The sequence below is a fragment of the Klebsiella sp. K5-306 genome, assembly GCF_051835185.1.
Lineage (GTDB): Bacteria > Pseudomonadota > Gammaproteobacteria > Enterobacterales > Enterobacteriaceae > Klebsiella > Klebsiella oxytoca.
Map to the genome: position 1 here is coordinate 148,559 of NZ_JAIFJY010000004.1, position 26,054 is coordinate 174,612.

The 26,054-nt window shown below is 54.7% G+C and carries 27 protein-coding genes; 23 read left to right on the forward strand and 4 right to left on the reverse strand.

All coding sequences use genetic code 11. From position 1 onward, the window contains the following. Positions 1-23: 23 nt before the first annotated feature. Positions 24-1,133, reverse strand: a complete 1,110-nt coding sequence (locus tag K2184_RS08325) for an SDR family oxidoreductase (RefSeq protein ID WP_163525290.1) — start codon at positions 1,131-1,133, stop codon at positions 24-26. Between the two features lie 460 nt (positions 1,134-1,593). Here K2184_RS08325 and queE point away from each other — a divergent pair, with 460 nt between their 5' ends. Both queE and K2184_RS08335 read left to right on the forward strand, forming a co-directional pair. Beyond that, the gene (queE, locus tag K2184_RS08330; RefSeq protein ID WP_004105003.1) at positions 1,594-2,265 is read left to right on the forward strand and encodes a 7-carboxy-7-deazaguanine synthase QueE; all 672 of its coding nucleotides are present in this window, start codon (positions 1,594-1,596) and stop codon (positions 2,263-2,265) included. Positions 2,266-2,453: 188 nt separating this feature from the next. Then, positions 2,454-3,242: an SDR family oxidoreductase gene (locus tag K2184_RS08335; RefSeq protein ID WP_163525292.1), complete on the forward strand. Its 789-nt coding sequence runs from the start codon at positions 2,454-2,456 to the stop codon at positions 3,240-3,242. Between the two features lie 90 nt (positions 3,243-3,332). Here K2184_RS08335 and queD read toward each other — a convergent pair whose 3' ends face one another. Further along, entirely contained in the window at positions 3,333-3,695 is a 363-nt protein-coding gene (queD, locus tag K2184_RS08340; RefSeq protein WP_004104999.1) for a 6-carboxytetrahydropterin synthase QueD, read from the reverse strand. 318 nt (positions 3,696-4,013) lie between these two features. On the opposite strand from queD, the gene cysJ reads away from it, so the two are divergent. The 9 genes from cysJ to K2184_RS08385 all read left to right on the forward strand — a co-directional run bounded on the left by cysJ (position 4,014) and on the right by K2184_RS08385 (position 14,423). Beyond that, positions 4,014-5,813: an NADPH-dependent assimilatory sulfite reductase flavoprotein subunit gene (gene cysJ, locus K2184_RS08345; RefSeq protein WP_163525294.1), complete on the forward strand. Its 1,800-nt coding sequence runs from the start codon at positions 4,014-4,016 to the stop codon at positions 5,811-5,813. Continuing rightward, complete coding sequence (gene cysI / locus K2184_RS08350) at positions 5,813-7,525, forward strand: assimilatory sulfite reductase (NADPH) hemoprotein subunit (RefSeq protein WP_004104995.1); 1,713 nt, start codon at positions 5,813-5,815, stop codon at positions 7,523-7,525. The genes cysJ and cysI overlap by 1 nt, the downstream gene beginning before the upstream one ends. Before the next feature lie 98 nt (positions 7,526-7,623). Beyond that, on the forward strand, positions 7,624-8,358 hold the full coding sequence (gene cysH / locus K2184_RS08355; RefSeq protein WP_049095061.1) for a phosphoadenosine phosphosulfate reductase: 735 nt from the start codon (positions 7,624-7,626) through the stop codon (positions 8,356-8,358). A 648-nt stretch (positions 8,359-9,006) separates the two neighbouring features. Beyond that, on the forward strand, positions 9,007-9,420 hold the full coding sequence (locus tag K2184_RS08360; protein WP_163525298.1) for a hypothetical protein: 414 nt from the start codon (positions 9,007-9,009) through the stop codon (positions 9,418-9,420). Positions 9,421-9,552: 132 nt separating this feature from the next. After that, entirely contained in the window at positions 9,553-9,810 is a 258-nt protein-coding gene (locus K2184_RS08365) for a hypothetical protein (RefSeq protein WP_071786786.1), read from the forward strand. Positions 9,811-10,101: 291 nt separating this feature from the next. Then, positions 10,102-10,632, forward strand: coding sequence for a DUF3304 domain-containing protein (locus tag K2184_RS08370; RefSeq protein ID WP_163525300.1), 531 nt, complete (start codon positions 10,102-10,104; stop codon positions 10,630-10,632). Positions 10,633-10,710: 78 nt separating this feature from the next. Next, positions 10,711-11,241: a DUF3304 domain-containing protein gene (locus K2184_RS08375; RefSeq protein WP_123829905.1), complete on the forward strand. Its 531-nt coding sequence runs from the start codon at positions 10,711-10,713 to the stop codon at positions 11,239-11,241. Between the two features lie 78 nt (positions 11,242-11,319). After that, positions 11,320-11,841, forward strand: coding sequence for a DUF3304 domain-containing protein (locus tag K2184_RS08380; protein WP_123829904.1), 522 nt, complete (start codon positions 11,320-11,322; stop codon positions 11,839-11,841). Further along, positions 11,829-14,423, forward strand: coding sequence for a T6SS phospholipase effector Tle1-like catalytic domain-containing protein (locus K2184_RS08385; protein ID WP_163525302.1), 2,595 nt, complete (start codon positions 11,829-11,831; stop codon positions 14,421-14,423). Before K2184_RS08380 ends, K2184_RS08385 begins: the two co-directional genes overlap by 13 nt. A 196-nt stretch (positions 14,424-14,619) precedes the next feature. On the opposite strand, the gene K2184_RS08390 is transcribed toward K2184_RS08385, so the two are convergent. Next, positions 14,620-15,675 (reverse strand): aminopeptidase, encoded by a 1,056-nt coding sequence (locus K2184_RS08390; RefSeq protein ID WP_004114889.1) that lies wholly within the window; start codon positions 15,673-15,675, stop codon positions 14,620-14,622. A 247-nt stretch (positions 15,676-15,922) separates the two neighbouring features. On the opposite strand from K2184_RS08390, the gene cysG reads away from it, so the two are divergent. The 11 genes from cysG (at position 15,923) to K2184_RS08445 (ending at position 24,743) form a co-directional block, all read left to right on the forward strand. Then, entirely contained in the window at positions 15,923-17,329 is a 1,407-nt protein-coding gene (gene cysG / locus K2184_RS08395) for a siroheme synthase CysG (protein ID WP_163525304.1), read from the forward strand. Positions 17,330-17,338: 9 nt separating this feature from the next. Beyond that, the gene (cysD, locus tag K2184_RS08400) at positions 17,339-18,247 is read left to right on the forward strand and encodes a sulfate adenylyltransferase subunit CysD (RefSeq protein ID WP_004104981.1); all 909 of its coding nucleotides are present in this window, start codon (positions 17,339-17,341) and stop codon (positions 18,245-18,247) included. 9 nt (positions 18,248-18,256) lie between these two features. Beyond that, positions 18,257-19,684: a sulfate adenylyltransferase subunit CysN gene (gene cysN / locus K2184_RS08405; protein WP_004104980.1), complete on the forward strand. Its 1,428-nt coding sequence runs from the start codon at positions 18,257-18,259 to the stop codon at positions 19,682-19,684. Next, a complete protein-coding gene (gene cysC / locus K2184_RS08410; RefSeq protein ID WP_004104979.1) occupies positions 19,684-20,289 on the forward strand; it encodes an adenylyl-sulfate kinase in 606 nt (201 codons plus the stop codon). Before cysN ends, cysC begins: the two co-directional genes overlap by 1 nt. Before the next feature lie 53 nt (positions 20,290-20,342). Then, positions 20,343-20,669 carry a DUF3561 family protein gene (locus K2184_RS08415; protein ID WP_004104978.1) on the forward strand — a complete coding sequence of 109 codons (327 nt, stop codon included), beginning with the start codon at positions 20,343-20,345 and terminating at the stop codon, positions 20,667-20,669. A 139-nt stretch (positions 20,670-20,808) separates the two neighbouring features. Then, the gene (ftsB, locus tag K2184_RS08420) at positions 20,809-21,126 is read left to right on the forward strand and encodes a cell division protein FtsB (protein WP_004104977.1); all 318 of its coding nucleotides are present in this window, start codon (positions 20,809-20,811) and stop codon (positions 21,124-21,126) included. A gap of 19 nt (positions 21,127-21,145) precedes the next feature. Further along, positions 21,146-21,856: a 2-C-methyl-D-erythritol 4-phosphate cytidylyltransferase gene (gene ispD, locus K2184_RS08425; RefSeq protein WP_032728994.1), complete on the forward strand. Its 711-nt coding sequence runs from the start codon at positions 21,146-21,148 to the stop codon at positions 21,854-21,856. Next, the gene (gene ispF, locus K2184_RS08430) at positions 21,856-22,335 is read left to right on the forward strand and encodes a 2-C-methyl-D-erythritol 2,4-cyclodiphosphate synthase (RefSeq protein ID WP_004104972.1); all 480 of its coding nucleotides are present in this window, start codon (positions 21,856-21,858) and stop codon (positions 22,333-22,335) included. The genes ispD and ispF overlap by 1 nt, the downstream gene beginning before the upstream one ends. Further along, positions 22,332-23,381: a tRNA pseudouridine(13) synthase TruD gene (truD, locus tag K2184_RS08435; RefSeq protein WP_004104970.1), complete on the forward strand. Its 1,050-nt coding sequence runs from the start codon at positions 22,332-22,334 to the stop codon at positions 23,379-23,381. Before ispF ends, truD begins: the two co-directional genes overlap by 4 nt. Next, positions 23,362-24,123 carry a 5'/3'-nucleotidase SurE gene (gene surE / locus K2184_RS08440; RefSeq protein ID WP_004114878.1) on the forward strand — a complete coding sequence of 254 codons (762 nt, stop codon included), beginning with the start codon at positions 23,362-23,364 and terminating at the stop codon, positions 24,121-24,123. The genes truD and surE overlap by 20 nt, the downstream gene beginning before the upstream one ends. Then, the gene (locus K2184_RS08445) at positions 24,117-24,743 is read left to right on the forward strand and encodes a protein-L-isoaspartate(D-aspartate) O-methyltransferase (RefSeq protein WP_004104966.1); all 627 of its coding nucleotides are present in this window, start codon (positions 24,117-24,119) and stop codon (positions 24,741-24,743) included. Before surE ends, K2184_RS08445 begins: the two co-directional genes overlap by 7 nt. Positions 24,744-24,842: 99 nt before the next feature. On the opposite strand, the gene K2184_RS08450 is transcribed toward K2184_RS08445, so the two are convergent. Further along, positions 24,843-24,977, reverse strand: coding sequence for a peptidase (locus K2184_RS08450; RefSeq protein WP_224226457.1), 135 nt, complete (start codon positions 24,975-24,977; stop codon positions 24,843-24,845). Here K2184_RS08450 and nlpD point away from each other — a divergent pair. Beyond that, positions 24,919-25,983 (forward strand): murein hydrolase activator NlpD, encoded by a 1,065-nt coding sequence (gene nlpD / locus K2184_RS08455; RefSeq protein WP_230133338.1) that lies wholly within the window; start codon positions 24,919-24,921, stop codon positions 25,981-25,983. The two genes, K2184_RS08450 and nlpD, sit on opposite strands and share 59 nt — an antisense overlap. Positions 25,984-26,054: the final 71 nt, after the last annotated feature.

The window sequence follows — 26,054 nt, forward strand, 5'->3', positions numbered from 1 at the left end:
TTTTTTTATCTCTACAAAAGTGGCTACTTAAAATCTACCGCCATTTGCTGCGGGATAGAAAGCCCGCGCGTGGTCTGTACGCAGCGGTCAATGTAATCGGTAAAGCGCGGCGGTTTTGGCATACCCATGCTGAGCAGCTTGTCGTTGCTGAATCGTACGTTGAGCGTGGCGAAGGCGCCGTAAAGGCGCATGGCTTTTAGCATCAGCCGTTCGTTGCAGGGGCCAAAAATAGCCTTCAGCTCACGACGCATTTTGACCAGCGTTTCATAGCTGACCTGCGCGTATTTATCGCCGACCGGCGCCTGTTCGAGGGCGGAGGCCATTGCGTTATCGATATCCGCAAACCTTACGCTGTTTTCTTCCCCCGCAGAAATATGCACCACTTCTCCGCGCGCCAGCGGGCTGACAAGCAGCATCAGCAGCGCATCGGCACAGTAATCGACGGGGATCACATCAATGCGGTCTTCCATCGAACACATAAATTTTTGCAGCATCAGCCCCATGCTGAATACCCAGAAAATACTGCTGGAGGGCTGACAGCCGTGATGAGTGTGGCCAACAACAATAGAGGGACGGGCGATCGCCAGCGGTAGGGTTGAGCATTCCTGCCGCATGAGACGCTCAATCATTGATTTAGAGTGCGTGTACTCGACCAGATGCGCAGCGCGTTCACGAAACGCTGTGCTTTCCGCTACCAGAGAATCGGGATCTGGCGAGCAGGACATCGCGGTGCCGACGTGCAGAAAGCGCTCAAGGCGGCTGACCTGAGCCATCCGCCGGGCAAACTGCAGCGTACCTTCGACGTTGATCTTCCAGATAAGCGGGTTGTTACCAAATGAGGCGACGGCAGCGCAGTTGAGCACGTGGGTAACCTGATTCAGGCGCGGGTCGTCGAGAAAGGGCTGCGGATTGGCCAGATCCCCCAGCAGAATGTTGCCTGGCGTCAGGGCAGTTAGTCTCTCTTCGCTAATATTGAATTTTCGCAGATTTTCCTTTACCCGCTCTACGGCAGCTACACTATTATCTGCACGAACTAACAGTAATAGATTAGGCGCATTCTTTTTATTCATAATGCTTTCTAACACTGCTCCACCGAGAAATCCGGTCGCGCCAGTAATTAATAATGTATTCATGAATGCAGTCTCATTATGGTTGGTGGACTGGATTCTAGGCGCGAAAAATTAAACGGATATTAAATGGGTGAAGATCATAACGTACGGTTTATTAAGGTTATTTTAAGGTTGTTTTACGTCGTGGATCGAATTTGACCCTTCGCTATGGCAATAAATTCATTATTTCGTGTATCCATTTGTACATCATTGAAATTTATTATTTTTAAATTTGTTATTTTTATTTTTGGTTTTCAGGGTGATACATGTTTTGTTACACCAAAAATTTCAGCTATGCTGCTTAATAGTAGCCTTATTATTATCAGGCTAGTTAAATCAGCCGCCTCTGGATAGGGATATCGACCAACTGACGGACCTTTATCAATAAGGATTGGGCTTAGCCACCACGCGGCGCAGCGCAGGACAAGATCTGCGCGAGTAAATCTGCGATAATGCGCGCTCTTAACCCAATACAGAGATGATTATGCAGTACCCGATTAACGAGATGTTCCAGACCTTGCAAGGCGAAGGTTACTTCACCGGCGTTCCCGCCATTTTTATTCGTTTACAGGGATGCCCGGTTGGTTGCGCCTGGTGCGATACCAAACATACCTGGGATAAACTTGCCGATCGAGAAGTCTCTCTGTTCAGCATTCTGGCAAAAACCAAAGAGAGCGATAAATGGGGCCCGGCAAGTAGCGAAGATCTGCTGGCCATCATCGGGCGTCAGGGCTGGACTGCTCGACACGTGGTGATTACCGGTGGCGAGCCCTGTATTCATGATTTAACGCCGCTGACCTCGCTGCTGGAGCAAAACGGCTTTAGCTGCCAGATTGAAACCAGCGGCACTCACGAAGTTCGCTGTACGCCTCATACCTGGGTGACGGTATCGCCGAAGGTGAATATGCGCGGCGGCTATGATGTCCTTTCTCAGGCGCTGCAGCGAGCTGATGAAATAAAACATCCTGTTGGACGCGTGCGCGATATCGAAGCGCTCGATGAACTGCTGGAGACGCTGGCTGACGACAAGCCGCGCATCATCGCGCTGCAGCCAATTAGCCAGAAAGAGGACGCGACGCGCCTGTGCATCGAAACCTGCATCGCGCGCAACTGGCGTTTATCTATGCAGACGCATAAGTATCTGAACATCGCCTGATCCCTTCTTTTTTGCCGGGCTGGCTGATAGCTGTCCGGCAAGCACTTTATTCATATATGAATTCATCAAGCCCCCTCGCTTCAGCGTACTAGTTAAGATTCCCGCTCATACCTGCGGTGGTATAATCGATTCGTACATCAGCCGCCCCGGCGCGCTGTCGATATGTTGACTTAAGGATCGAGTTAAACATGCAGCCAATTGAGCCATCCCATGCTTTTTCTATGGAGTTCTTCTCCCTCAAAGGGAAAACCGCCATCGTCACCGGGGGGAATAGCGGACTGGGGCAGGCTCTTGCCCTTGCTCTGGCCACGGCGGGAGCCAATCTGTTTATTCCCGGACGACGCGTCGATAATGCGCAAACCCGTGAACGCATTGAGCAGCAGGGCGCTGAAGTGGAGTTCATGCTGGCGAATATTACCGACAACGGCATGCCGCAGCGCATTATCGCCGCCTGCTGCCAGCGTTTTGGCACGGTCGATATCCTGGTGAACAATGCCGGTATTTGTCGTTTGAATAAGGTCCTGCGCTTTGGCCGCGCCGACTGGGACCCGATGATTGAGACCAACCTGACGGCGGCTTTCGAGCTCAGCCATGAGGCGGCGAAAATAATGGTTCCCCGCCGCGGTGGCAAAATTATCAATATCTGTTCGGTGTTTTCTTATTTAGGCGGCAGCTGGTCGCCGGCTTATGCAGCAACCAAACATGCCCTCGCGGGGTTAACCAAAGCCTATTGTGAAGAGCTCGCTCCATATAACATTCAGGTTAACGGTATTGCCCCCGGCTATTATGAGACCGACATGACGGCGATCGTCCGCAACACGCCTAAGGAAAACAGGCGCGTCCTGGCGCATATTCCGGCCGGCCGTTGGGGTGAGGCGCAGGATCTGATGGGCGCAGTCGTCTTCCTGGCCAGCCGGGCCTCGGATTACGTGAATGGCCATATCCTGGCGGTAGATGGCGGTTATCTGGTGCGCTAGCCGCGAACTAGCCCAGGCGAGGCGGGAAACGGCGAGAGGCGAAAAGGCCATCGCGCCGCTAACAGGCGACCTACGCGATGGCGAAAGGGATCACTCGCCGCGATAGACGCAGCCCGCCGTGCAGGTTTCTTTGATCATCACCGCGCTGAGTAGCGGAACCAAAGGCTTCATCTGCTCCCAGATCCATTTTGCCAGGACTTCGCTGGTAGGATTGGAAAGTCCTGGAATATCGTTCAGATAGTAGTGATCCAGGCGATCGTAGGTGGGTTTGAATGCGGCTTTGAGCTCGGCGAAATCCATGATCCACCCGGTATGGGGATCGACTTCACCGGTAATCTCCAGGCGCACCATAAAAGAGTGACCGTGCAGGCGTCCGCACTTGTGGCCTTCCGGTACGTGCGGCAGGCGGTGAGCGGCTTCGAAAGTGAAATCTTTAAACAGCGTGGTGGACATCTTTTATTCTCAATATGGCAAAAAAACCGCCGTAGGGTACCGGAAAGTACATTTTTTATCATTAACTAAAACGGTCCTGAACACAAAATGGACATATCCATGCGGTTTATGGGAATTATATCTTTATATTACAGCGGCTTATTTAATCGATTTTGTTGTTAATAACTATAACTAAAACAGGTTAGTCCATTTGGTTATTTGTTATTTCCATCCCTTCTTTAATTGTTACTATCTGCGCCGTTAACCTTCTATTCTCTTCTGTTTTATCACGCTGACAGGGCGTGAATCACAGCTTTGCTTACTGGAACATAACGACGCATGACGACACAGGCCCCACCTTCCAATTTGCTACCGCTGAGTCCGGAGCAAATGGCGCGCCTTCAGGCGGCCACGACTGACTTCACGCCTACCCAGCTAGCCTGGGTTTCCGGCTATTTTTGGGGGATGCTGAATCAGCAGCCCGGCGCGGCGGTTGTTGCGCCAGCCCAGGCGGCTGAAGTGCCGTCCATCACGCTGATTTCGGCCTCGCAAACCGGCAATGCCCGCCGCATCGCTGAAGCGCTGCGTGACGATCTACAGGCGGCGCAGCTGAATGTGAAGCTGATTAACGCAGGCGACTATAAATTTAAACAAATTGCCACCGAAAAACTGCTGGTCGTCGTGACGTCAACACAAGGCGAAGGTGAGCCGCCGGAAGAAGCCGTCGCACTGCATAAGTTCCTGTTCTCGAAGAAAGCGCCCAAGCTGACCGATACGGCATTTGCCGTGTTTGGCCTCGGCGATACCTCCTATGAATTCTTCTGCCAGTCCGGCAAGGATTTTGATAACAAGCTGGCCGAGCTGGGCGGTGAACGCCTGCTGGATCGCGTTGACGCTGATGTGGAGTATCAGACCGCCGCTGCCGAATGGCGCGCCCGCGTGGTTGAGGTGCTGAAAGCGCGCGCGCCCGCTGCTTCTCCGTCTCAGCTGGTTACCAGCGGGGCGGTGAATGAAATCCACACCAGCCCGTATACCAAAGAGGCGCCGCTGACTGCGACGCTGGCGGTGAATCAGAAAATCACCGGCCGTGATTCAGAAAAGGATGTGCGCCATATTGAAATCGACCTCGGCGACTCCGGCCTGCGCTATCAGCCGGGCGATGCGCTGGGCGTCTGGTATCAGAACGATCCGGCGCTGGTGAAGGAGCTGGTGGAGCTGCTCTGGCTAACAGGTACGGAACCGGTCACGGTCGACGGCAAAACGCTACCGCTTGCTGAAGCGCTGGAATGGCATTTTGAGCTGACGGTCAACACCGCCAATATCGTGGAAAACTACGCCACCTTAACCCGCAGCGAGTCTTTACTGCCGCTGGTGGGCGATAAGGCACAGCTTCAGCACTACGCCGCAACCACGCCGATCGTCGACATGGTGCGTTTCTCGCCGGCGCAGCTGGATGCCCAGGCGCTGGTTGACCTGCTGCGCCCGTTGACGCCGCGGCTCTACTCGATCGCCTCTTCGCAGGCGGAAGTGGAAAGCGAAGTCCACGTCACCGTTGGCGTAGTGCGTTATGATATTGAAGGTCGCGCTCGTGCCGGCGGCGCTTCCAGTTTCCTGGCTGACCGCGTCGAAGAAGACGGCGAAGTTCGCGTTTTTATCGAGCATAACGATAACTTCCGTTTGCCTGCGAACCCGGAAACGCCGGTGATCATGATTGGTCCCGGTACCGGCATCGCGCCTTTCCGCGCGTTTATGCAGCAGCGCGCGGCGGAAGGCGCAGAGGGTAAGAACTGGCTGTTCTTCGGCAATCCGCACTTTACTGAAGATTTCCTCTATCAGGTGGAGTGGCAGAGCTACGTCAAAGAAGGCGTGCTGAGCCGCATCGACCTGGCCTGGTCCCGCGATCAACTACAAAAAGTCTACGTTCAGGACAAACTGCGCGAGCAGGGAGCCGAACTGTGGCGCTGGATTAACGACGGTGCCCATATTTATGTCTGCGGCGATGCCAATCGTATGGCAAAAGACGTTGAGCAGACGTTACTGGAAGTGATTGCCGAATACGGCGCGATGGACGCCGAAGCGGCGGACGAATTTTTAAGTGAGCTGCGCGTAGAGCGCCGTTATCAGCGAGATGTCTACTAATGAGCGAAAAACATCCAGGCCCGCTGGTGGTCGAAGGTAAACTGACTGACGCCGAGCGCATGAAGCTCGAAAGCAACTACCTGCGCGGCACCATTGCGGAAGATTTGAATGACGGCCTGACCGGCGGTTTTAAAGGCGATAACTTTCTGCTGATCCGTTTTCACGGTATGTATCAGCAGGATGACCGCGATATCCGCGCCGAACGTGCGGCGCAGAAGCTGGAGCCGCGTCACGCGATGCTGCTGCGCTGCCGCCTGCCGGGCGGGGTGATCACCACCAAACAGTGGCAGGCGATCGATAAATTCGCCGCCGATAACACCATCTACGGCAGTATCCGTCTGACCAACCGTCAGACCTTCCAGTTTCACGGCATTCTGAAGAAGAACGTCAAGCCGGTGCACCAGATGCTGCATTCGGTCGGACTGGATGCGTTGGCCACCGCTAATGACATGAACCGTAACGTGCTCTGTACGTCCAACCCGAACGAGTCTCAGCTGCACGCCGAAGCTTATGAATGGGCGAAGAAGATCTCCGAGCACCTGCTGCCGCGCACTCGCGCCTATGCCGAGATCTGGCTGGATCAAAAGAAAGTCGCCACCACCGATGAAGAACCGATCCTCGGCCAGACCTATCTGCCGCGTAAGTTCAAAACGACCGTGGTGATCCCGCCGCAGAACGATATCGATCTGCACGCGAACGATATGAACTTCGTGGCTATTGCTGAAAACGGCAAGCTGGTGGGCTTTAATCTGCTGGTGGGCGGCGGTTTATCGATTGAGCACGGCAATAAGAAAACCTACGCTCGTACGGCGAGCGAGTTTGGCTATCTGCCGCTGGAGCATACCCTGGCGGTAGCGGAAGCGGTGGTGACGACCCAGCGCGACTGGGGCAACCGTACCGACCGTAAAAATGCGAAAACCAAATACACCCTGGAGCGCGTTGGCGTTGAGACCTTTAAAGCAGAAGTGGAGCGTCGGGCGGGCATCAAGTTTGAACCGATTCGTCCATACGAGTTCACCGGCCGCGGCGATCGTATCGGCTGGGTGAAAGGTATCGACAATAACTGGCATCTGACGCTGTTTATTGAAAACGGACGTATCCTTGATTATCCGGGCCGCCCGCTGAAAACGGGTCTGCTGAAGATCGCGAAGATCCATAAGGGCGAATTCCGTATTACGGCAAATCAGAATCTGATTATTGCCAGCGTACCGGAAGATCAGAAGGCGAAGATCGAGAAGCTGGCCCGCGAGCACGGCCTGATGAACGCCGTTACGCCGCAGCGCGAAAATTCGATGGCTTGCGTCTCATTCCCGACCTGCCCGCTGGCGATGGCGGAAGCCGAGCGCTTCCTCCCGTCATTCATCGATAAAGTCGAGGCGGTGATGAGCAAACATGGCGTTGGCGACGAGCATATCGTTACCCGCGTCACCGGTTGCCCGAACGGCTGCGGTCGCGCGATGCTGGCGGAAGTGGGCCTGGTGGGTAAAGCGCCGGGCCGCTACAACCTGCACCTTGGCGGCAACCGTAGCGGGACGCGGATTCCGCGCATGTACCGGGAAAACATTACCGAGTCGGAAATTCTCGACTCAATCGACGAACTGGTAGGGCGCTGGGCGAAAGAGCGCGAAGCGGGTGAAGGCTTCGGCGACTTTACGGTGCGTGCGGGCATTATTCGTCCGGTGCTCGATCCAGCCCGGGATTTCTGGGAATAACATCCCGCTGCCCGGTGGCGTTTCGCTTACCGGGCCTGCGGGTCTTGTCGACCGGGTAAACGCAGGGCCCCCGGTAAAAACAGGCAAATGAGGTTCTTATGTCCGTACTCGATTTAAACGCGCTGAACGCATTACCGAAGGTCGATCGCGTTTTACAGCTAGCGGAAACCAATAGTCAGCTGGAAAAGCTGAGCGCGGAAGCGCGCGTTGCGTGGGCGCTGGAAAACCTGCCGGGGGAATACGTGCTCTCTTCGAGCTTTGGTATTCAGGCGGCGGTGAGCCTGCATCTGGTCAATCAGGTGCGCCCGGATATCCCGGTTATTCTGACCGATACCGGCTATCTGTTCCCCGAAACCTACCAGTTTATCGATGAGTTAACGGACAAACTCAACCTGAACCTGAAGGTCTATCGGGCGAAGGAGAGCGCCGCCTGGCAGGAAGCGCGCTACGGTAAACTGTGGGAGCAGGGCGTTGAGGGCATTGAAAAATATAATGACATCAACAAGGTTGAGCCGATGAACCGGGCACTGCAAGAGCTGAACGCGCAAACCTGGTTTGCGGGCCTGCGCCGCGAGCAATCCGGCAGTCGCGCCCACTTACCGGTGCTGGCGATCCAGCGTGGCGTGTTTAAGGTGCTGCCGATCATCGACTGGGATAACCGCACGGTTTACCAGTATCTGCAAAAGCACGGCCTGAAATATCATCCGCTTTGGGATCAGGGCTATTTGTCGGTAGGAGATACCCACACCACGCGCAAATGGGAGCCGGGGATGGCGGAGGAAGAAACGCGCTTCTTTGGCCTGAAAAGAGAGTGCGGGCTGCACGAAGGTTAATATGAGTCCCGGCGCTGCCCTGCGTAACCCCATAAAAGCGGGGTAAAATAGCTGAACTCTGTTTAGCGATGGCCAGGGCATGCTGGCCGTCACGCTCCTGACTTCCACCATCTTCGAAAAATCAACAGTAAAAGGTGCTGTGACCGCTTAATCGGCTGAGCTGCACCGTATTTTAGGCATAACCGTAGCTCCTTCAACACAACCGGGTGCTGAAACTGGCATGGGAAGGCCGAAAGATAAGCTGCCGGGATTCGACTCAATTTTCTGCGGCCCGTGTTCAACACAAGCCGGGGCTTTCCTGGGTTTTGCTGCAACTAAGAATCTCATTTTATGAATTCATTATTGATTCATATATTCTTATTGTTAGTTGTGTAGCCGGCATGGATGAACAACGTAAGTGATTCATGTTTTATTACGAGCTTATCTAATAATTATCCGCTACGCGCTAATTTCTTGTTTCTTCCCGGCTTGACACAGACTACGAATTATATTTATATTTTTTCCTTCAGGGCGAATACAGAACGAATAAATTTCACATTTTCTTGCACCATATGAATAGCGTAATGTTTTTCTGAACGCCTTGCTTATGCCTCTCCGTATTTATGTCTGCTGGGGATCTTTATCTTAAATAAAGCGCAAGGTAGCGTCATGTTCTTTGAAAAGGAAATAGTTATAAAAGGCAATTATTATATCTCCCTTGAAGGGGGAATTGAACGCTGTTACGCCAAAAGTGCCGGTAAACGATGTATATATCTCGAAGATGAACATTTCATTCAGCAATCTGGTACGGACGAGTTTGCATTCGACATGCTATCTGATGCAGTTTCTTTCAGAAAAAACCTCATCAGTAAATATCAAAGAATTTTCAAAATCAGTAAATATCAAAGAATTTTCAAACTTTTTTGCGGCATTCTGGTAGATGAACCGGGAACTGCCTGTTCTCAAGAAAGCAGCACTTTCCCTCAACCGAGAAGACATCAGAAAAGCAAACGACAGAACAATTTTCTGCGTAAATTAAAGGGATTATCAAGGAATGTTCTCTCATCATACGCGATAAATTAATGATTATTTACGAGTGAACCAGGAAAAATTGGGCCGTCGAAAACATAAACGAGAAACTTAAGAATAGCGCGGAAAGGTTACTGATTATTAAAAATGGAACGCAGTGCGATATCGACTACCCAGGCAGATCGTATGGCTGCCTCACAGGAAATGGATATAAATATGATTTACCTGAACCATCACGCTACAACTATCACCGCTTCTGCAGTTCGCTCTACCGCCACTGCGTTTTGGTTCCAGACGCATTTCCAGCGGCATACAATGTCAGCGCGCGTTTTATTGATTTACCATCTGCATCCGGTTTTTCCGCGCTATTTGCTCTCTGGTTATTGCGTAAAACGTTTGCTGCGCATGTTGTTTTCGGCGGCGGGTGGATACTGTCAGGGATGAGCTTTCCGGGCACTTCTAAAGATTTTGTCGAATCGTACTAACAAAACCCACCGGATCGGTTACGCGGATTGTCGTGGCGTGCTTTCATTGGCCAGAGAAGGGTACGCAGCCCTGCCAGAGGCACAGTAAATGCCCTTTCTCACCTGCAGGTTGGCCAGCAAGCGCAATTATGACTGGCGCTTCTGCAATGGCAGACTGGCTGAGCAGAAGGATCTTTTCTGGCGGATGTAAGCCGTGGAGACGGTAAAGGATACACACGGGATAGGTATGACATGAAACGGAGTTCGTACTATGCAGGAAATAGTTAAAGCAGTGCCGCTGTTATGTTTTTTACTGCTGGGCTGTGATCCGGCAGAAAAAGAAGCACCGCGCGGCAGCGGGAAGAGCAGCTACGTGGCGGCTAATCTGCTGGGCTATAACCATATGGCAGGCACGAATATCAACTGGTTCTCCGTCAACGGCTACCGGGGACACGCCGGGGGGTTTACCTGCTGTATATCGCTGCCGGAAAAATGGCGGCCCAATATGCAGGTGGTAGTGGAGTGGGAGGTTAACCCTAACCCGTTTCCGAAGGATCTCCCCCACTTCTATGATCCAAACTATGAACATTATATGGAAAAATATAAGGCTACCTTTCGTCAGTATAAAGCGGTGGCCACTATTCCCGAATATGAAGATTCCTGCGGCCTGCAGGTGCATTTCTTGCCCTGTCAGCAGATTAAAGTAACGGCCACCTGCCACGGGCCGACTCATCCTGACCACCCGATTAAAGAACCTTTCGATCTGCCGGAGCCTGCCCAGTGCCCGCCAGAAACACCATGATTTTATTGTTGTGAGCGGTGCATTATTAACCGCAGCAGAGGCTGCGCCTTCAGTGTGACATGAAACGGAGTTCATACTATGCAGGGAATAGTTAAAGCAGTGCCGCTGTTATGTTTTTTACTGCTGGGCTGTGATCCGGCAGAAAAAGAAGCACCGCGCGGCAGCGGGAAGACCAGCTACGTGGCGGCTAATCTGCTGGGCTATAACCATATGGCAGGCACGAATATCAACTGGTTCTCTGTCAACGGCTACCGGGGACACGCCGGGGGGTTTACCTGCTGCATATCGCTGCCGGAAAAATGGCGGCCCAATATGCAGGTGGCAGTGGAGTGGGAGGTGGATCCTGACCCGTTTCCGAAGGATATCCCCAGATTCAGCGACCCTAAGTATGATGAATATATAGAAAAACACAGGGCTAACTATCGCCATTATAAAGCGGTGGCCACTATTCCCGAATATGAAGATTCCTGCGGCCTGCAGGTGCATTTCTTGCCCTGTCAGCAGATTAAAGTAACGGCCACCTGCCACGGGCCGACTCATCCTGACCACCCGATTAAAGAACCTTTCGATCTGCCGGAGCCTGGCCAGTGCCCGCCAGAAACGCCATGATTTTATTGTTGTGAGCTGTGCATTATTAACCGCAGCAGAGGCTGCGCCTTCAGTGTGACATGAAACGGAGTTCATACTATGCAGGGAATAGTTAAAGCAGTGCCGCTGTTATGTTTTTTACTGCTGGGCTGTGATCCGGCAGAAAAAGAAGGACCGCGCGGCAGCGGGAAGAGCAGCTACGTGGCGGCTAATCTGCTGGGCTATAACCATATGGCAGGCACGAATATCAACTGGTTCTCCGTCAACGGCTACCGGGGACACGCCGGGGGGTTTACCTGCTGTATATCGCTGCCGGAAAAATGGCGGCCCAATATGCAGGTGGTAGTGGAGTGGGAGGTTAACCCTAACCCGTTTCCGAAGGATCTCCCCCACTTCGATGATCCAAACTATGAACATTATATGGAAAAATATAAGGCTGCCTTTCGTCATTATAAAGCGGTAGCCACTATTCCCGAATATGAAGATTCCTGCGGCCTGCAGGTGCATTTCTTGCCCTGTCAGCAGATTAAAGTAACGGCTACCTGCCACGGGCCGACCCATCCTGATCACCCGATAAAAGATCCCTACCGCCAGTCGGAGCCTGCCCAATGTCCCCAATAACCGAATATTTTAAGAAACGTTTTGGTAATCATCAGCTTACCACTACGGGCGATCCGTGCTGGGTTCCTCCCGCTTTTCCGAAAGAGGGCCGGTTGCTTTTAAGCCAGCGGCAGGTCAACGCCAATATAATCAAAATCGACAGGGAGGAGGCATTATTTCGCCAGGAGTCCCGCCGGCAAAAAAGCAGCCCCTGCTGTAAGAGCCTGCATATCAGCCTGTTTTTTGACGGTACCAATAATAATGCGCTAAAAGATACCGCCTGCATGCCGCCGCACCCGTCGAACGTGGCAAAACTATACCGTGCCTGCGCGCCTGATGATCTCATGGCAAATGAGCGTGGATTTTACGCCTTCTATATTCCCGGCCTCGGTACGCCTTTTCCGCAGATTGGCACCTATGACTATTATTCGTCGGGACTGCAGTTTGCTGTCGGCGGCGAGGACCGTATCAACTGGGGGATGGTGCAGCTGTGTAATGCCCTGAACCATACCGTGACAAAAAATTTCCTCGGCAATGGCATAATGAAAGGGGCGGTTCAGGCGATGAACAGCTCCAGCACTCCGGCGGCTGTGGAACTGGGGTTATTCGCTGGCAGCGCGGCGATGTCTTACAACCGTGAAAAAGTAAACCAGGCCTATCTGGACTCGCGGAAGACAATGCCTGGTCAGATGCGGATGCGGTTGCGTATGTTTGAACAACTCTTAAGGCTGGTGCAGGAAAAATTCGTGCGCGCGCAGTGCAAGACGGCAGCGATAAAGCTGTTTGTGTACGGTTTTTCCCGCGGCGCGGCAGAAGCCCGCGCTTTTGTCAGCTGGCTGGATGAGGCGCTGGCCGAAGGGCTACTCGGTTTCCCGGCAGGAACGCTGCTCGGCGTGAAGGTTTCGGTGGAATTTTTAGGCCTCTTTGATACCGTGCCGGCAGTGGGAATTGCCAATGTGGTTCCGGGTTTTACCGGTCACAACGGCTGGGCGAAACAGACGCAGCCGCTGACGCAGTCGGGGTTAATCAAGCGCTGCTATCATCTGGTGGCGGCTCACGAGCAGCGCCAGGCATTTTCGCTGGACTCCATCCGTACCGCCGCTGGCAGCTATTTATCCCAGACTCAGGAAGTGGTCTACCCCGGTATGCACTCCGACGTTGGCGGGGGATACCCCTGTGGGGATCAGGGCAAGGGCCGGGGCGGTGCGGGCGATCTGTTATCGCAAATTACTCTGCATGATATGTATGCGGCCGCGATGGATGCCGGGGCGCCGCTGTCGTTTCATCCTGATGTTTTTGCCCTGTTGCACCCGGATTTAAGGCAAATTTATGCATTTCGGGAAATGCAAGGTATGACCTTCGATGAATTTAATATATCTCCCGAACTGATAGACACCTTTAACAACTGGCGGTCGACCCTCTCCCTTGACAATCAGCAGGAGGATCCGCTGTCTGACGATGCTATCTACGCGCCGTTTCGTTTTGAGTCAGTCTGTCTGGAAGAGATGCTGGAAGCGGAAATGATCTGGATGACCAGCTGGCGTATCGCACGTTTTGCTTCGCCCAGGACATCGCCAATAAATCTCACGTCGCAGCCCTTCTTCCAGCATGCGGCCCAGCACCCGGAGATTACCGCCCAGCCGTATGCGGCAGGGTTCAGCCAACAGGCGCAGCGCGCCCTTGCCCGTGAGTGGTCGCTTTTGCAATGCAAAGCTGAGGCGATAGCGCAGGCGCGTAATAAAGAGGCGTCCAGACACAGGGGCGATGAAAATTGGTTCCCTGGCCCGGAGCTTGTTGGGCAACCGTTGTTCGATGCCAACAACGCCCGCGGTCAGCTTTGGGAAGCCGCCACCGAGTTTGCGGCGGACTACATGCGTAAAGCTCGCCCCCAGGCGCTGTTTAAACCGGCGATGAAGCAGAAAGCGCAGGGGGCGATCGATTCGGCCACCTGCACTATTGCCGCAAGTGCCGAAACCGGCTTTTCATGGGAGATAAGCACGACGGCGGCAAATCTACAGATACTGGATCCACTGCTCGCCCAGGCGGCCTACTTTTATACCCATCAGAATGAAGCCTATGAATATCTGCGATTTAAGCAGGCGGGCGAGTACAGATTCCGTCAGCATATTGAGCCGTGCCTGTTGAAACGAGAGCAGAATGATAAAATCAGCGGGCTGATCACTCTGTATGATAACTATATCCATGATTCCCGGGCCTGGTTTATGCACTCGGAAAGCGGCGTCAGAGAGCCTTTTGGCAGCTACTTTTTATCCAGAATGATCTATTTTGGCGATAAGTGGAGCAAGGCCGTCCAGCTGCGCTTTGATGGGCAAACGATGTCAGGTATTAGCGAGGCGCTGCAGGATAAGGCCATTTTTGCTCATGTGCCAACCTACGGTGTAAAGGTCTTTAACCGTGATACCGGGCAAGAAATTCCCGTTGACGAAAGCAGTCTGCCAGCGCCCACGCATGAGTTTATCGCGCAGCTTAAACCCCTGGTTAAACAGCGCCAGCAGGCAACGGAAACGGCCAGGCGCGAGCGCATCGCAAATGCGCTCAACGACTTATGGGACTCCGAAATACTCCATTCACCTCAGGTATAATTTGACAGAGGTGAGAGGTCAGTGGTGGCGTATTTGTTATCTGAACAGGTTCGGGGCAGCGTTTTTTCAGCTCCCCAGATATAAACCTGGCTGTCGGCGATGGAGCGCATGCTGACAGCCAGTAGCAGGAACAACGGTATTAAAAAATGAAAACGCATCATGGCGACAGTCCTTGTTGCCGCACTTTATCGTTAGTCTATTTTGAGGCGGGTCTCTTCTCCGCCTTCGCCAGCTCTTTCACCAGCGGCAGCATAACCCTCATCACATCGCGGCTGCGCTGAGCAATACGGCCCGGCAGGGCTTTATCAATATACTGCTGGTTATCCAGCTGAACGTTGTGCCAGCTGGTACCGTCCGGGAACGAACGAGATTTGGCGCGCTGCTGGTAGCCATCTTTGCGTCCCAGAGACCAGTTGGTGGCTTCGACGGTCAATACCGGGATCCCGGCTTCGTCAAACACGCTGGCATCATTACAGCAGCCGGTCCCTTTTGGATAGTCAGGATTCAGGCCAGGATTGCTGGCGGCGCTAATACCTTTACTACGAGCGATAGCCAGCGCCCGGTCGCGGGTGAGCTTGCGCACCGAGGATGGCGTGCTGCGGCCGCTATTAAAATAGAGCTTATCGCCCACCACCAGATTATCGAGGTTAATGACCAATAGGGTATTTTTCTTCTCCGCGTCGCTCATACGCTTAAGCATATTCTGCGCACCCAGACGACCCTCTTCTTCACCGCTGGTGGCGACGAAGCGAATACCATAACGCGTAGGGATGTTCTTTAACTGCTCAGCAAGTTCCAGCATGACCCCCAGACCGAGGGCGTTATCATCGATGCCCTGCAGCGTCAGGCCGCCGAGGTTATTTTCTATGTCGGCATCGGTCTGCGGCGCGTAGGTATCGAGATGGGCCATGATGATGATTTGCTGGCGATCTTTCCCCTCATGCGCGGCGATAACCGTGCTGCCGGTGACGTTTTGCCAGTTTTTGCGATTATCGTTGTTGGTGTAAATGTATCGGGTATTAAAACTGCGAATATCGCTCTCGTAGCCCATTTGCGTGAACTGCTGACGCAAATAATCTGCCGACAGCATCTCAGCGGGCGAACCGGTCATTCTTCCGGGAAAAAAGGTAGCGATGTGACGAGCCTGAGCATTGGCGGTGTCGCCCAGAGCGCTTATTGCCGGGGCGGCGGTGAAGACAAAACCTGCGCTCAACGCCAGGGGAAGCAGGCGACGGCACAATGCGGAAAACATAGGGGGGTCCTTTAGCACTTAAAACAATTTCACCCGCGTAGTATGAAACTGTGATCGGGGTTAAACAATTTCAATCGCTCTTAAATGGTGGAAAAACCGCGTGTTAAGCACTTTTTGATATTAGCTTTTCCAGGCCGTTATTCTTTTGAGTCACAACTCATTCCATTTCGTAATTTCATTTGCTCTAAACCGCACCCTATAGTCGCTCTATTGCTGATTGTAAGAGAGTTGTTGCGCAGTGGAATACTTGCCGATATTTGCCGAAGTGAAAGAGAGACCCGTACTGGTGATCGGCGGCGGCGAGATTGCCGCGCGCAAGATCACCTTTCTGCTGCGTGCTGAAGCGAAGGTACAGATTGTCGCCGACGCGCTAATTCCGGAACTTGCCGGCAAGGTTGAGCGTCAGGAAATTCAGTGGCGGGCCACCGAATTTGAAGAGCAGCAGCTTGATAACGTATTCCTGGTGATTGCCGCTACCGAAGATGACGCGCTGAACCTGCGCGTTTATGCCGCGGCCAACGCGCGCTACCGGCTGGTCAACGTGGTTGATAATCAGGCGCTGTGCTCGTTTGTTTTCCCGTCAATCGTCGATCGTTCTCCGCTGCTGGTGGCTATCTCTTCCAGCGGCAAAGCGCCGGTGCTGTCGCGAATTTTGCGCGAAAAAATCGAAGCGCTGCTGCCCACCAACCTGGGGCGGCTGGCCGAAACGGCGAGCTACTGGCGTCATCATATTAAAACCCATCTGAAAACCACTGCCGAACGCCGTCGTTTTTGGGAACGCGTGTTTACCGGCCGCTTTGCCAGCCTGATGCTGGCGGGCAATAAAGCCGAAGCGGAAAAGGCGCTGGAAGATGAGCTCCGACAGCCGGAAAAGCGGCTCGGTGAAATTATCCTCGTCGGCGCGGGGCCTGGCGATGCCGGACTGCTGACCCTGCGCGGCCTGCAGGCTATCCAGCAGGCGGATGTGGTGTTTTACGACAATCTGGTCACGCCGGAAGTCCGCGAGCTGGTGCGTCGCGACGCGGAGACAATCTGCGTGGGCAAAAGCGCCGTCGGCGTCTCCGTACCGCAGCAGGACATTAACCGCATGCTGGTAGAGGCGGCGAAAGCGGGCAATACGGTGATTCGCCTGAAAGGCGGCGACCCGTTTATTTTCGGGCGCGGCGGCGAAGAGCTGCAGGCTGCGGCTGAAGCCGGTATTCCGTTTCAGGTTGTCCCGGGCGTGACGGCAGCGGCTGGCGCCACGGCTTATGCCGGGATCCCGCTGACCCACCGCGATTACGCGCAAAGCGCAACTTTTATTACCGGGCACTTCGGTGCGGAAAACTCCCCGCTCAACTGGACTCGGCTGGCGCAAAGCGGCCAGACCCTGGCGATTTATATGGGCAGCCTGAAAGCGGCGGAAATCAGCGCTCAGCTGATCGCTAACGGTCGCGCGGGCGACACCCCGGTGGCGGTGATCTCGCGGGGTACTCGCGCTGATCAGCAAACCCGGACCGGCACATTACAACAACTCGAAAACCTGGCGAAAGATGCCCCGATGCCCGCGCTGCTGGTAGTGGGCGAAGTGGTGCGATTACATCATCAGCTTGCCTGGTTTCAACACACCTCATCCTCAGACGCCTTTAAGGCTTCTGTAGTAAATCTGGCTTAAGGAACGGTTATGGACCAAAAACGACTTACTCACCTGCGGCAACTGGAGGCGGAAAGCATCCATATTATTCGTGAGGTGGCCGCCGAATTCTCTAACCCGGTGATGATGTACTCCATCGGTAAAGACTCCAGCGTAATGCTGCATCTGGCGCGTAAAGCGTTTTATCCAGGAACTCTGCCGTTCCCGCTGCTGCACGTTGATACCGGCTGGAAATTCCGCGAAATGTATGAGTTCCGCGACCGTACCGCTAAAGCCTACGGCTGCGAACTGCTGGTGCATAAAAATCCGGAAGGGGTGGCGATGGGGATTAACCCGTTCGTTCACGGCAGCGCCAAACATACCGATATCATGAAAACCGAAGGCCTTAAGCAGGCGCTGAACAAATACGGCTTCGATGCCGCGTTCGGCGGCGCGCGTCGCGATGAAGAGAAATCTCGCGCCAAGGAGCGTATTTACTCCTTCCGCGACCGCTTCCATCGCTGGGACCCAAAAAACCAGCGCCCGGAACTGTGGCACAACTATAACGGCCAGATTAACAAAGGTGAAAGCATCCGCGTGTTCCCGCTCTCCAACTGGACCGAGCTGGATATCTGGCAGTACATCTATCTGGAAAATATTGAAATTGTTCCGCTGTACCTGGCGGCAGAGCGTCCGGTGCTGGAGCGCGACGGGATGCTGATGATGATCGATGACGATCGCATTAATCTGCAGCCCGGCGAGATGATCAAAAAACAGATGGTGCGCTTCCGTACCCTTGGCTGCTGGCCGCTGACCGGCGCGGTGGAGTCCAATGCGCAAACGCTGCCGGAGATCATCGAAGAGATGCTGGTGTCGACCACCAGCGAACGACAGGGGCGCGTGATTGACCGCGACCAGGCAGGCTCCATGGAGCTGAAGAAACGTCAGGGTTATTTCTAAGGAGCCGCCATGAACACTACGATTGCACAACAAATTGCTGATGAAGGCGGCGTAGAAGCCTATCTGCACGCCCAGCAGCACAAAAGCCTGCTGCGCTTTCTGACCTGCGGCAGCGTTGATGACGGTAAAAGCACGCTGATTGGTCGATTGCTGCACGATACCCGACAGATTTACGAAGATCAGCTCTCATCTCTGCATAATGACAGCAAACGTCACGGTACGCAGGGCGAAAAATTGGATCTGGCGCTGCTGGTGGATGGCCTGCAGGCCGAGCGCGAGCAGGGCATCACCATCGACGTCGCCTATCGCTATTTCTCTACCGAGAAGCGCAAGTTTATTATCGCCGATACGCCGGGGCACGAGCAGTACACCCGTAATATGGCGACCGGTGCATCAACCTGCGAACTGGCGATCCTGCTGATCGACGCCCGCAAAGGCGTGCTCGATCAAACCCGTCGTCACAGCTTTATTTCGACACTGCTGGGGATCAAACACCTGGTGGTGGCGGTGAACAAAATGGATCTCGTCGAGTTTAGCGAAGAGACTTTCAACACCATCCGCGAAGCGTATCTGACCTTTGCGGAGCAGCTGCCTGGCGATCTCGACATTCGCTTTGTTCCGCTTTCTGCCCTGGAAGGGGACAACGTCGCCAGCCAGAGTGAGAAAATGCCGTGGTACAGCGGTCCGACGCTGCTGGAAGTGCTGGAAACCGTTGAGATTCAGCGCGTGGTGGAAAGCCAGCCGCTGCGCTTCCCGGTACAGTACGTAAACCGCCCGAACCTCGACTTCCGCGGATTTTCCGGGACGGTGGCCTCCGGTAGCGTGAGGGTAGGGCAGCGTCTTAAGGTGCTCCCGTCCGGAGTGGAATCCACCGTTGCGCGCATCGTCACCTTCGACGGCGATCTGCCAGAAGCGGCGGCCGGGGAAGCGATCACCCTCGTGCTGAAGGATGAAATTGATATCAGCCGTGGCGATCTGCTGGTCGATGCGGCAGTTTCTCTGCCCGCAGTACAAAGCGCCAGCATCGATGTGGTATGGATGGCGGAGCAGGCGCTGACCCCGGGCCAAAGCTACGACATTAAAATCGCCGGTAAGAAAACTCGCGCCCGCGTTGATAGCGTTCGCTACCAGGTGGATATCAACAACCTGACCCAGCGCGAAGTGGAAACGCTGCCCCTGAACGGCATCGGGCTGATCGATCTCACTTTTGACGAGCCGCTGGTGCTGGATAAATACCAGGATAACCCGGTTACCGGGGGCCTGATCTTTATCGACCGTTTGACCAACGTCACCGTTGGCGCAGGTATGGTTCATGAACCCCATGAACGGGTTCAGGCGAGCGCTTCACAGTACAGCGCGTTTGAGCTTGAGCTGAACCAGCTTATTCGCAAGCACTTCCCGCACTGGGACGCTCGCGACCTGCTGGGAGGCAAGTAATGGCCCGACATGACGAAAACGTCGTCTGGCATGACCATAAGGTAACACGTAAAGATCGAGAAGCGCTGCATGGGCATAAAGGCGCAGTGGTCTGGTTTACGGGACTTTCCGGTTCGGGAAAATCAACCATTGCCGGCGCGCTGGAAGAGGAGCTGCATCGGCTCGGCGTGAGCACCTGGTTACTGGATGGCGATAATGTGCGTCACGGCCTGTGCAGCGATCTTGGCTTCAGCGACGACGACCGCAAAGAAAACATTCGCCGCGTGGGGGAAGTGGCGAAGCTGATGGTCGATGCCGGGCTGGTTGTATTGACGGCGTTTATATCTCCGCATCGCGCAGAGCGACAAATGGTGCGCGAACGTATAGGGGAAGGGCGCTTTATCGAAGTATTTGTCGATACGCCGTTAGCGATCTGCGAAGCGCGGGATCCGAAGGGCCTGTACAAGAAGGCGCGGGCCGGGGAATTGCGCAACTTTACCGGGATCGATTCAGTGTATGAATCCCCGGAGAGGGCAGAAATTCACCTCGACGGTGAACAATTGGTAACAAATTTGGTGCACCAACTATTAGACCTGCTACGACAGAGCGATATTATCAGATCCTGAAACGGCGGCGGTATCAGCGAATGATGCCGGTCGCCAGGTCAACAGGATTCGATATGCGCAATACCCAGAACCTCAGTATTATTCGTTCAGAACCGCCGCCGGCCGCCAGCGACGAGACCACGTGGTCTCTGTCGGGGGCGGCCGTGGGCTTTATTTCATGGCTGCTGGCGCTGGGTATTCCCTTCCTGATCTATGGCAGTAACACGCTATTTTTTCTCCTCTACACCTGGCCGTTCTTCCTGGCGCTGATGCCGGTTGCCGTTGTGGTTGGCATTGCGCTGCATTCGCTGCTGGACGGCAAACTTCAGTACAGCGTCTGCGCGACGATTCTGACCGTCGGGCTGATGTTCGGTCTGCTGTTCCTCTGGCTACTGGGGTAGTCTTTTCACGAATGAATCTGGCCTGGGTATCAACGGTAAAAATGTGGTACAGTCCCCGCGTTACGCGGCGTCGTCCGCGCGCCAGAGTAGAGAACTCGGGCGAGTTATGGGATGATGATGCCGTTTTTCAGGGGGCAGGATGGGTAAACTAACGCTGCTGTTATTGGCTTTGCTGGTCTGGCTACAGTACTCGCTGTGGTTCGGCAAAAATGGTCTGCATGACTATAGCCGGGTTAATGACGATGTCTCCGCGCAGCAGGCAACTAACGCTAAATTAAAAGCACGCAACGATCAGCTGTTCGCCGAAATTGACGATCTCAACGGCGGCCAGGAAGCTATCGAAGAGCGCGCGCGCAATGAACTCAGTATGACCCGCCCGGGCGAAACGTTTTATCGTCTGGTGCCGGATGCGTCGAAACGCAACCAGGCCGCGGGGCAACAGCAGAATAATCGATAAACAGGCCCAGGATTACAACATGGCAGCCACTTTTCCGGGCGTTTGCGCCGTGGTGCCGGCAGCCGGTTTTGGCCGCCGCATGCAAACGGAATGCCCGAAACAATATCTCTCTATCGGTAACAAAACGATTCTCGAACACGCGGTCGCCGCGCTGTTGGCAAACGCGCGTATACAGCGGGTGGTGATTGCCGTCAGCCCGGGAGACGAGCGCTTTAGCCAGCTGCCGTTGGCGAATCATCCTCAGATCACCGTTGTTGATGGCGGTACAGAACGTGCGGACTCCGTCCTTGCGGGCCTGAAGGCTCTTAGCGAGGCCGATTGGGTGCTGGTACACGATGCTGCGCGCCCCTGCCTGCACCAGGACGATCTCAGCCGCCTGCTTCAACTCTGTGAGACCAGCCGAACGGGCGGCATTCTGGCCGCCCCGGTTCGCGATACCATGAAACGCGCGGAGCCGGGCAGGGCGGCTATTGCCCATACCGTCGAACGCAACGATTTATGGCATGCGCTGACGCCACAATTTTTCCCTCGCGAACTGCTTGTTGATTGCCTGACGCGGGCGCTTAATGAAGGGGCGACCATCACCGATGAAGCCTCGGCGCTGGAGTACTGCGGCTTTCATCCTGAGCTGGTCGCCGGACGAGCTGATAATATTAAAGTGACGCGCCCGGAAGACCTGGCGCTGGCCGAATTTTACCTTACCCGTTCCCGACACCAGGAGAAGGCTTAATGCGAATTGGACACGGTTTTGACGTACACGCTTTTGGCGGTGAAGGCCCCATCATCATCGGCGGCGTGCGCGTACCTTATGAAAAAGGGCTGCTGGCGCATTCCGACGGCGACGTCGCGCTGCACGCGCTGACCGATGCGCTGTTGGGCGCGGCGGCGCTGGGCGACATCGGCAAGCTGTTCCCGGATACCGACCCGGCCTTTAAGGGGGCCGATAGCCGCGAACTGCTGCGCGAAGCGTGGCGGCGCATCCAGGCAAAAGGCTTTACCCTTGGCAACGTTGACGTCACCATCATCGCCCAGGCGCCGAAAATGCTGCCGCATATTCCCCAGATGCGCATCTTTATTGCTGAAGACCTCGGCTGCCATATGGACGATGTTAACGTCAAAGCCACCACCACTGAAAAGCTGGGCTTTACCGGCCGTGGCGAAGGCATCGCCTGTGAAGCGGTGGCGCTGCTGCGTAAGGCTGAGAAATGATCGCTTTTGACGAACTCACTTATCTGCATGGAAAACCGCTGAGCCAGGGGCTGCTAAAAGCCAATCCGGAAGACTTTGTGGTGGTTGAGGATCTCGGCTTTGCGCCCGATGGCGAAGGCGAACATGTGCTGGTGCGTATTCTGAAAAACGGCTGCAATACCCGTTTTGTCGCTGACGCGTTGGCCAAATTCCTTAAAATTCATGCGCGCGAAGTGAGCTTTGCCGGGCAGAAAGACAAACATGCGGTGACTGAACAGTGGCTGTGCGCCCGAGTGCCGGGCAAAGAGATGCCCGACCTGAGCAAATTCCAGCTTGAAGGCTGTCAGGTACTGGAGTACGCGCGCCATAAGCGCAAGCTGCGCCTCGGGGCGCTGAAGGGGAACCAGTTTACGCTGGTGCTGCGCGAAATCAGCGATCGCGACGATGTCGAAACGCGTTTACAGGCGATTGCTGAGCATGGCGTACCCAACTATTTTGGCGCCCAGCGCTTCGGTATCGGCGGCAGTAACCTGCTGGGGGCGCTGCGCTGGGCCGAGAGCGGCGCGCCGGTGCGCGATCGCAATAAACGCAGTTTTTGGTTGTCGGCGGCCCGCAGCGCATTGTTTAATCAACAGGTTGGTATTAGATTAAAAAAACCGGAATTTAATCAGGTTGTTGATGGCGATGCGCTACAATTAGCGGGGCGCGGAAGCTGGTTCGTTGCGACCTCTGAAGAACTGACGGAGCTCCAGGCGCGGGTAAATAATCGCGAACTGATGATTACCGCTGCGCTTGTAGGTAGCGGCGACTGGGGCAGCCAGCGGGACGCGCTGGCCGCCGAACAGGCGGCCGTCGTTGAAGAGACGCAGCTACAGACGCTGCTGGTGCGTGAAAAAGTAGAGGCCGCACGCCGGGCGATGCTGCTTTATCCCCAGCAGATGAGCTGGAACTGGTGGGATGACGTTACCGTTGAACTGCGTTTCTGGCTGCCCGCAGGCAGCTTCGCCACCAGCGTAGTAAGGGAGCTTATCAATACAACGGGTGACTATGCGAATATTGCTGAGTAACGATGACGGGATCCACGCGCCGGGCATTCAGACCCTGGCGAAGGCCTTACGGGAATTCGCTGAGGTTCAGATAGTTGCACCCGATCGTAACCGCAGCGGGGCGTCGAATTCCCTGACGCTGGAGTCTTCGCTACGCACTTTCACTTTCGACAACGGCGATATCGCCGTGCAAATGGGCACGCCGACGGACTGTGTCTACCTCGGCGTCAACGCCCTGATGCGGCCGCGTCCGGATATTGTGGTCTCCGGCATTAACGCCGGGCCCAACCTTGGCGACGACGTCATCTATTCCGGCACCGTTGCCGCCGCCATGGAAGGCCGTCATCTGGGCTTTCCGGCGCTGGCCGTTTCGCTAAACGGCTACCAACACTATGAGACCGCCGCTGCGGTCACCAGCTCGATTCTCCGGGCATTAAGCCGCGAACCGCTGCGTACCGGGCGCATTCTCAATATCAACGTGCCGGATCTTCCGCTTGATCAGATAAAAGGTATTCGCGTTACCCGCTGCGGCAGCCGCCATCCTTCCGATCAGGTCATTCCGCAGAAAGATCCGCGCGGCAATACGCTGTACTGGATCGGTCCTCCGGGGGAAAAGTACGACGCCGGTCCGGATACCGACTTTGCCGCGGTGGATGAAGGCTATGTCTCGGTCACGCCGCTCCATGTCGATTTAACCGCCCACAGCGCGCATGAGGTGGTTAGCGGCTGGCTCGATCGCGTTGGGGTTGATACACAATGGTAAGCAAACGTGTTGAAAGTCTTCTCAATCAGCTTCGCACTCAGGGCATTGTCGACGAGCGCGTGCTGGACGCTATCGCGCAGGTGCCGCGAGAAAAGTTTGTTGATGAAGCCTTTGAACATAAGGCGTGGGAAAACACGGCATTGCCGATTGGCCAGGGGCAAACTATTTCGCAGCCCTATATGGTGGCGAGGATGACCGAGCTTCTGACGCTTACGCCGGAGTCAAGGGTGCTGGAAATCGGCACCGGCTCTGGTTATCAGACGGCAATTCTGGCGCACCTCGTGCACCACGTTTGCTCGGTCGAGCGTATTAAGAGCCTGCAGTGGCACGCGCGCCGTCGTCTGAAACAACTTGATTTACATAATGTTTCAACCCGTCACGGTGATGGATGGCAGGGTTGGCAGGCACGCGCGCCGTTTGACGCGATTATTGTGACCGCAGCGCCGCCGGAAATCCCGGCCGCACTGCTGGCGCAATTAGACGATGGCGGCGTGCTGGTGCTGCCGGTAGGCGAAGAGCACCAGTTTTTAAAGCGCATCCGTCGACGCGGCAATGAGTTTGTCATTGACACCGTCGAGGCCGTGCGCTTTGTTCCCCTCGTTAAAGGGGAGCTGGCCTGAACCGGATTATTCCAGGTTTTTTTGCCTGCATTTAGGCATAGGGTGGACGCATTTTTCGTGTCCTGGCCGGGCACCGTCCGGTGAGCAAGATATTGGTAGTTAACATATTCCTGGGGGATAAATGAGCGCGGGAAGCCCAAAATTTACCTTAAGCCGCATTGCGGCTTTGTCACTGGTGTCACTCTGGCTGGCAGGCTGCAGCAGTTCCAACAATCCGCCTGCGCCGGTCAGCACGGCTGGCGGGGCTTCGTCTTCGGGCACCAATTCCGGGATGCTGATCACGCCTCCGACCAATACCGCGCCGCAGGCTCGTCCGGTACAAACTCAGCCGGTACAGACGCAGCCTGTGCAGATCCAGCCGATGGCTCAGGAGCCTGTGCAAACGGTAAACGGCAAAATCGTCTACAACCGTAAGTATGGGGATATTCCGAAAGGTAGCTATACCGGCGGCAGCACCTATACTGTTAAACGCGGCGACACGCTATTCTACATTGCGTGGGTTACCGGGAACGATTTCCGCGACCTGGCGCAGCGCAATAATATCCCGGCACCGTACGCTTTGAACGTCGGTCAGACGTTACAGGTTGGCAATGCATCCGGCCAGCCGATTACCGGTGATAATCCTGTTGCCCAGGCGAGCGTGAAGGCCAGTAATGGTGGAATGTTGAGCGCAAATTCTGCACAAAAATCCACCGCGGTAGTTGCGTCACAACCAACTATTACGTATTCTGAATCTTCAGGTGAACAGAGTGCTAATAAGATGTTGCCGAACAACAAGCCCGCGACGACGACAACCGTCGCGCCAGTTACGGCTCCAGCTGTCAGCACCACCCAATCGACTGCAAGCAGTACGTCTACCAGTTCGCCGATCTCTTCATGGCGCTGGCCGACTGATGGCAAGGTTATCGAGAACTTTAGTGGGGCCGAAGGTGGCAATAAAGGTATTGATATTGCAGGCAGTAAAGGACAGGCTATTGTCGCGACCGCAGATGGGCGCGTCGTCTATGCCGGTAACGCACTGCGCGGTTACGGTAATCTTATTATCATCAAACATAACGATGATTACCTGAGCGCCTACGCCCATAACGATACGATGCTCGTAAAAGAGCAACAAGATATCAAGGCGGGGCAGAAGATCGCTACCATGGGTAGCACAGGTACTAGTTCGACACGATTGCATTTTGAAATTCGTTACAAGGGGAAATCCGTCAACCCGCTGCAGTATTTACCGCAGCGATAATTTGGCAAAGTACGGATAGCTCAGTATTGCTAAGAAAGGCGCCAGGGCGGCAACGATGTCTTCTTTAACGG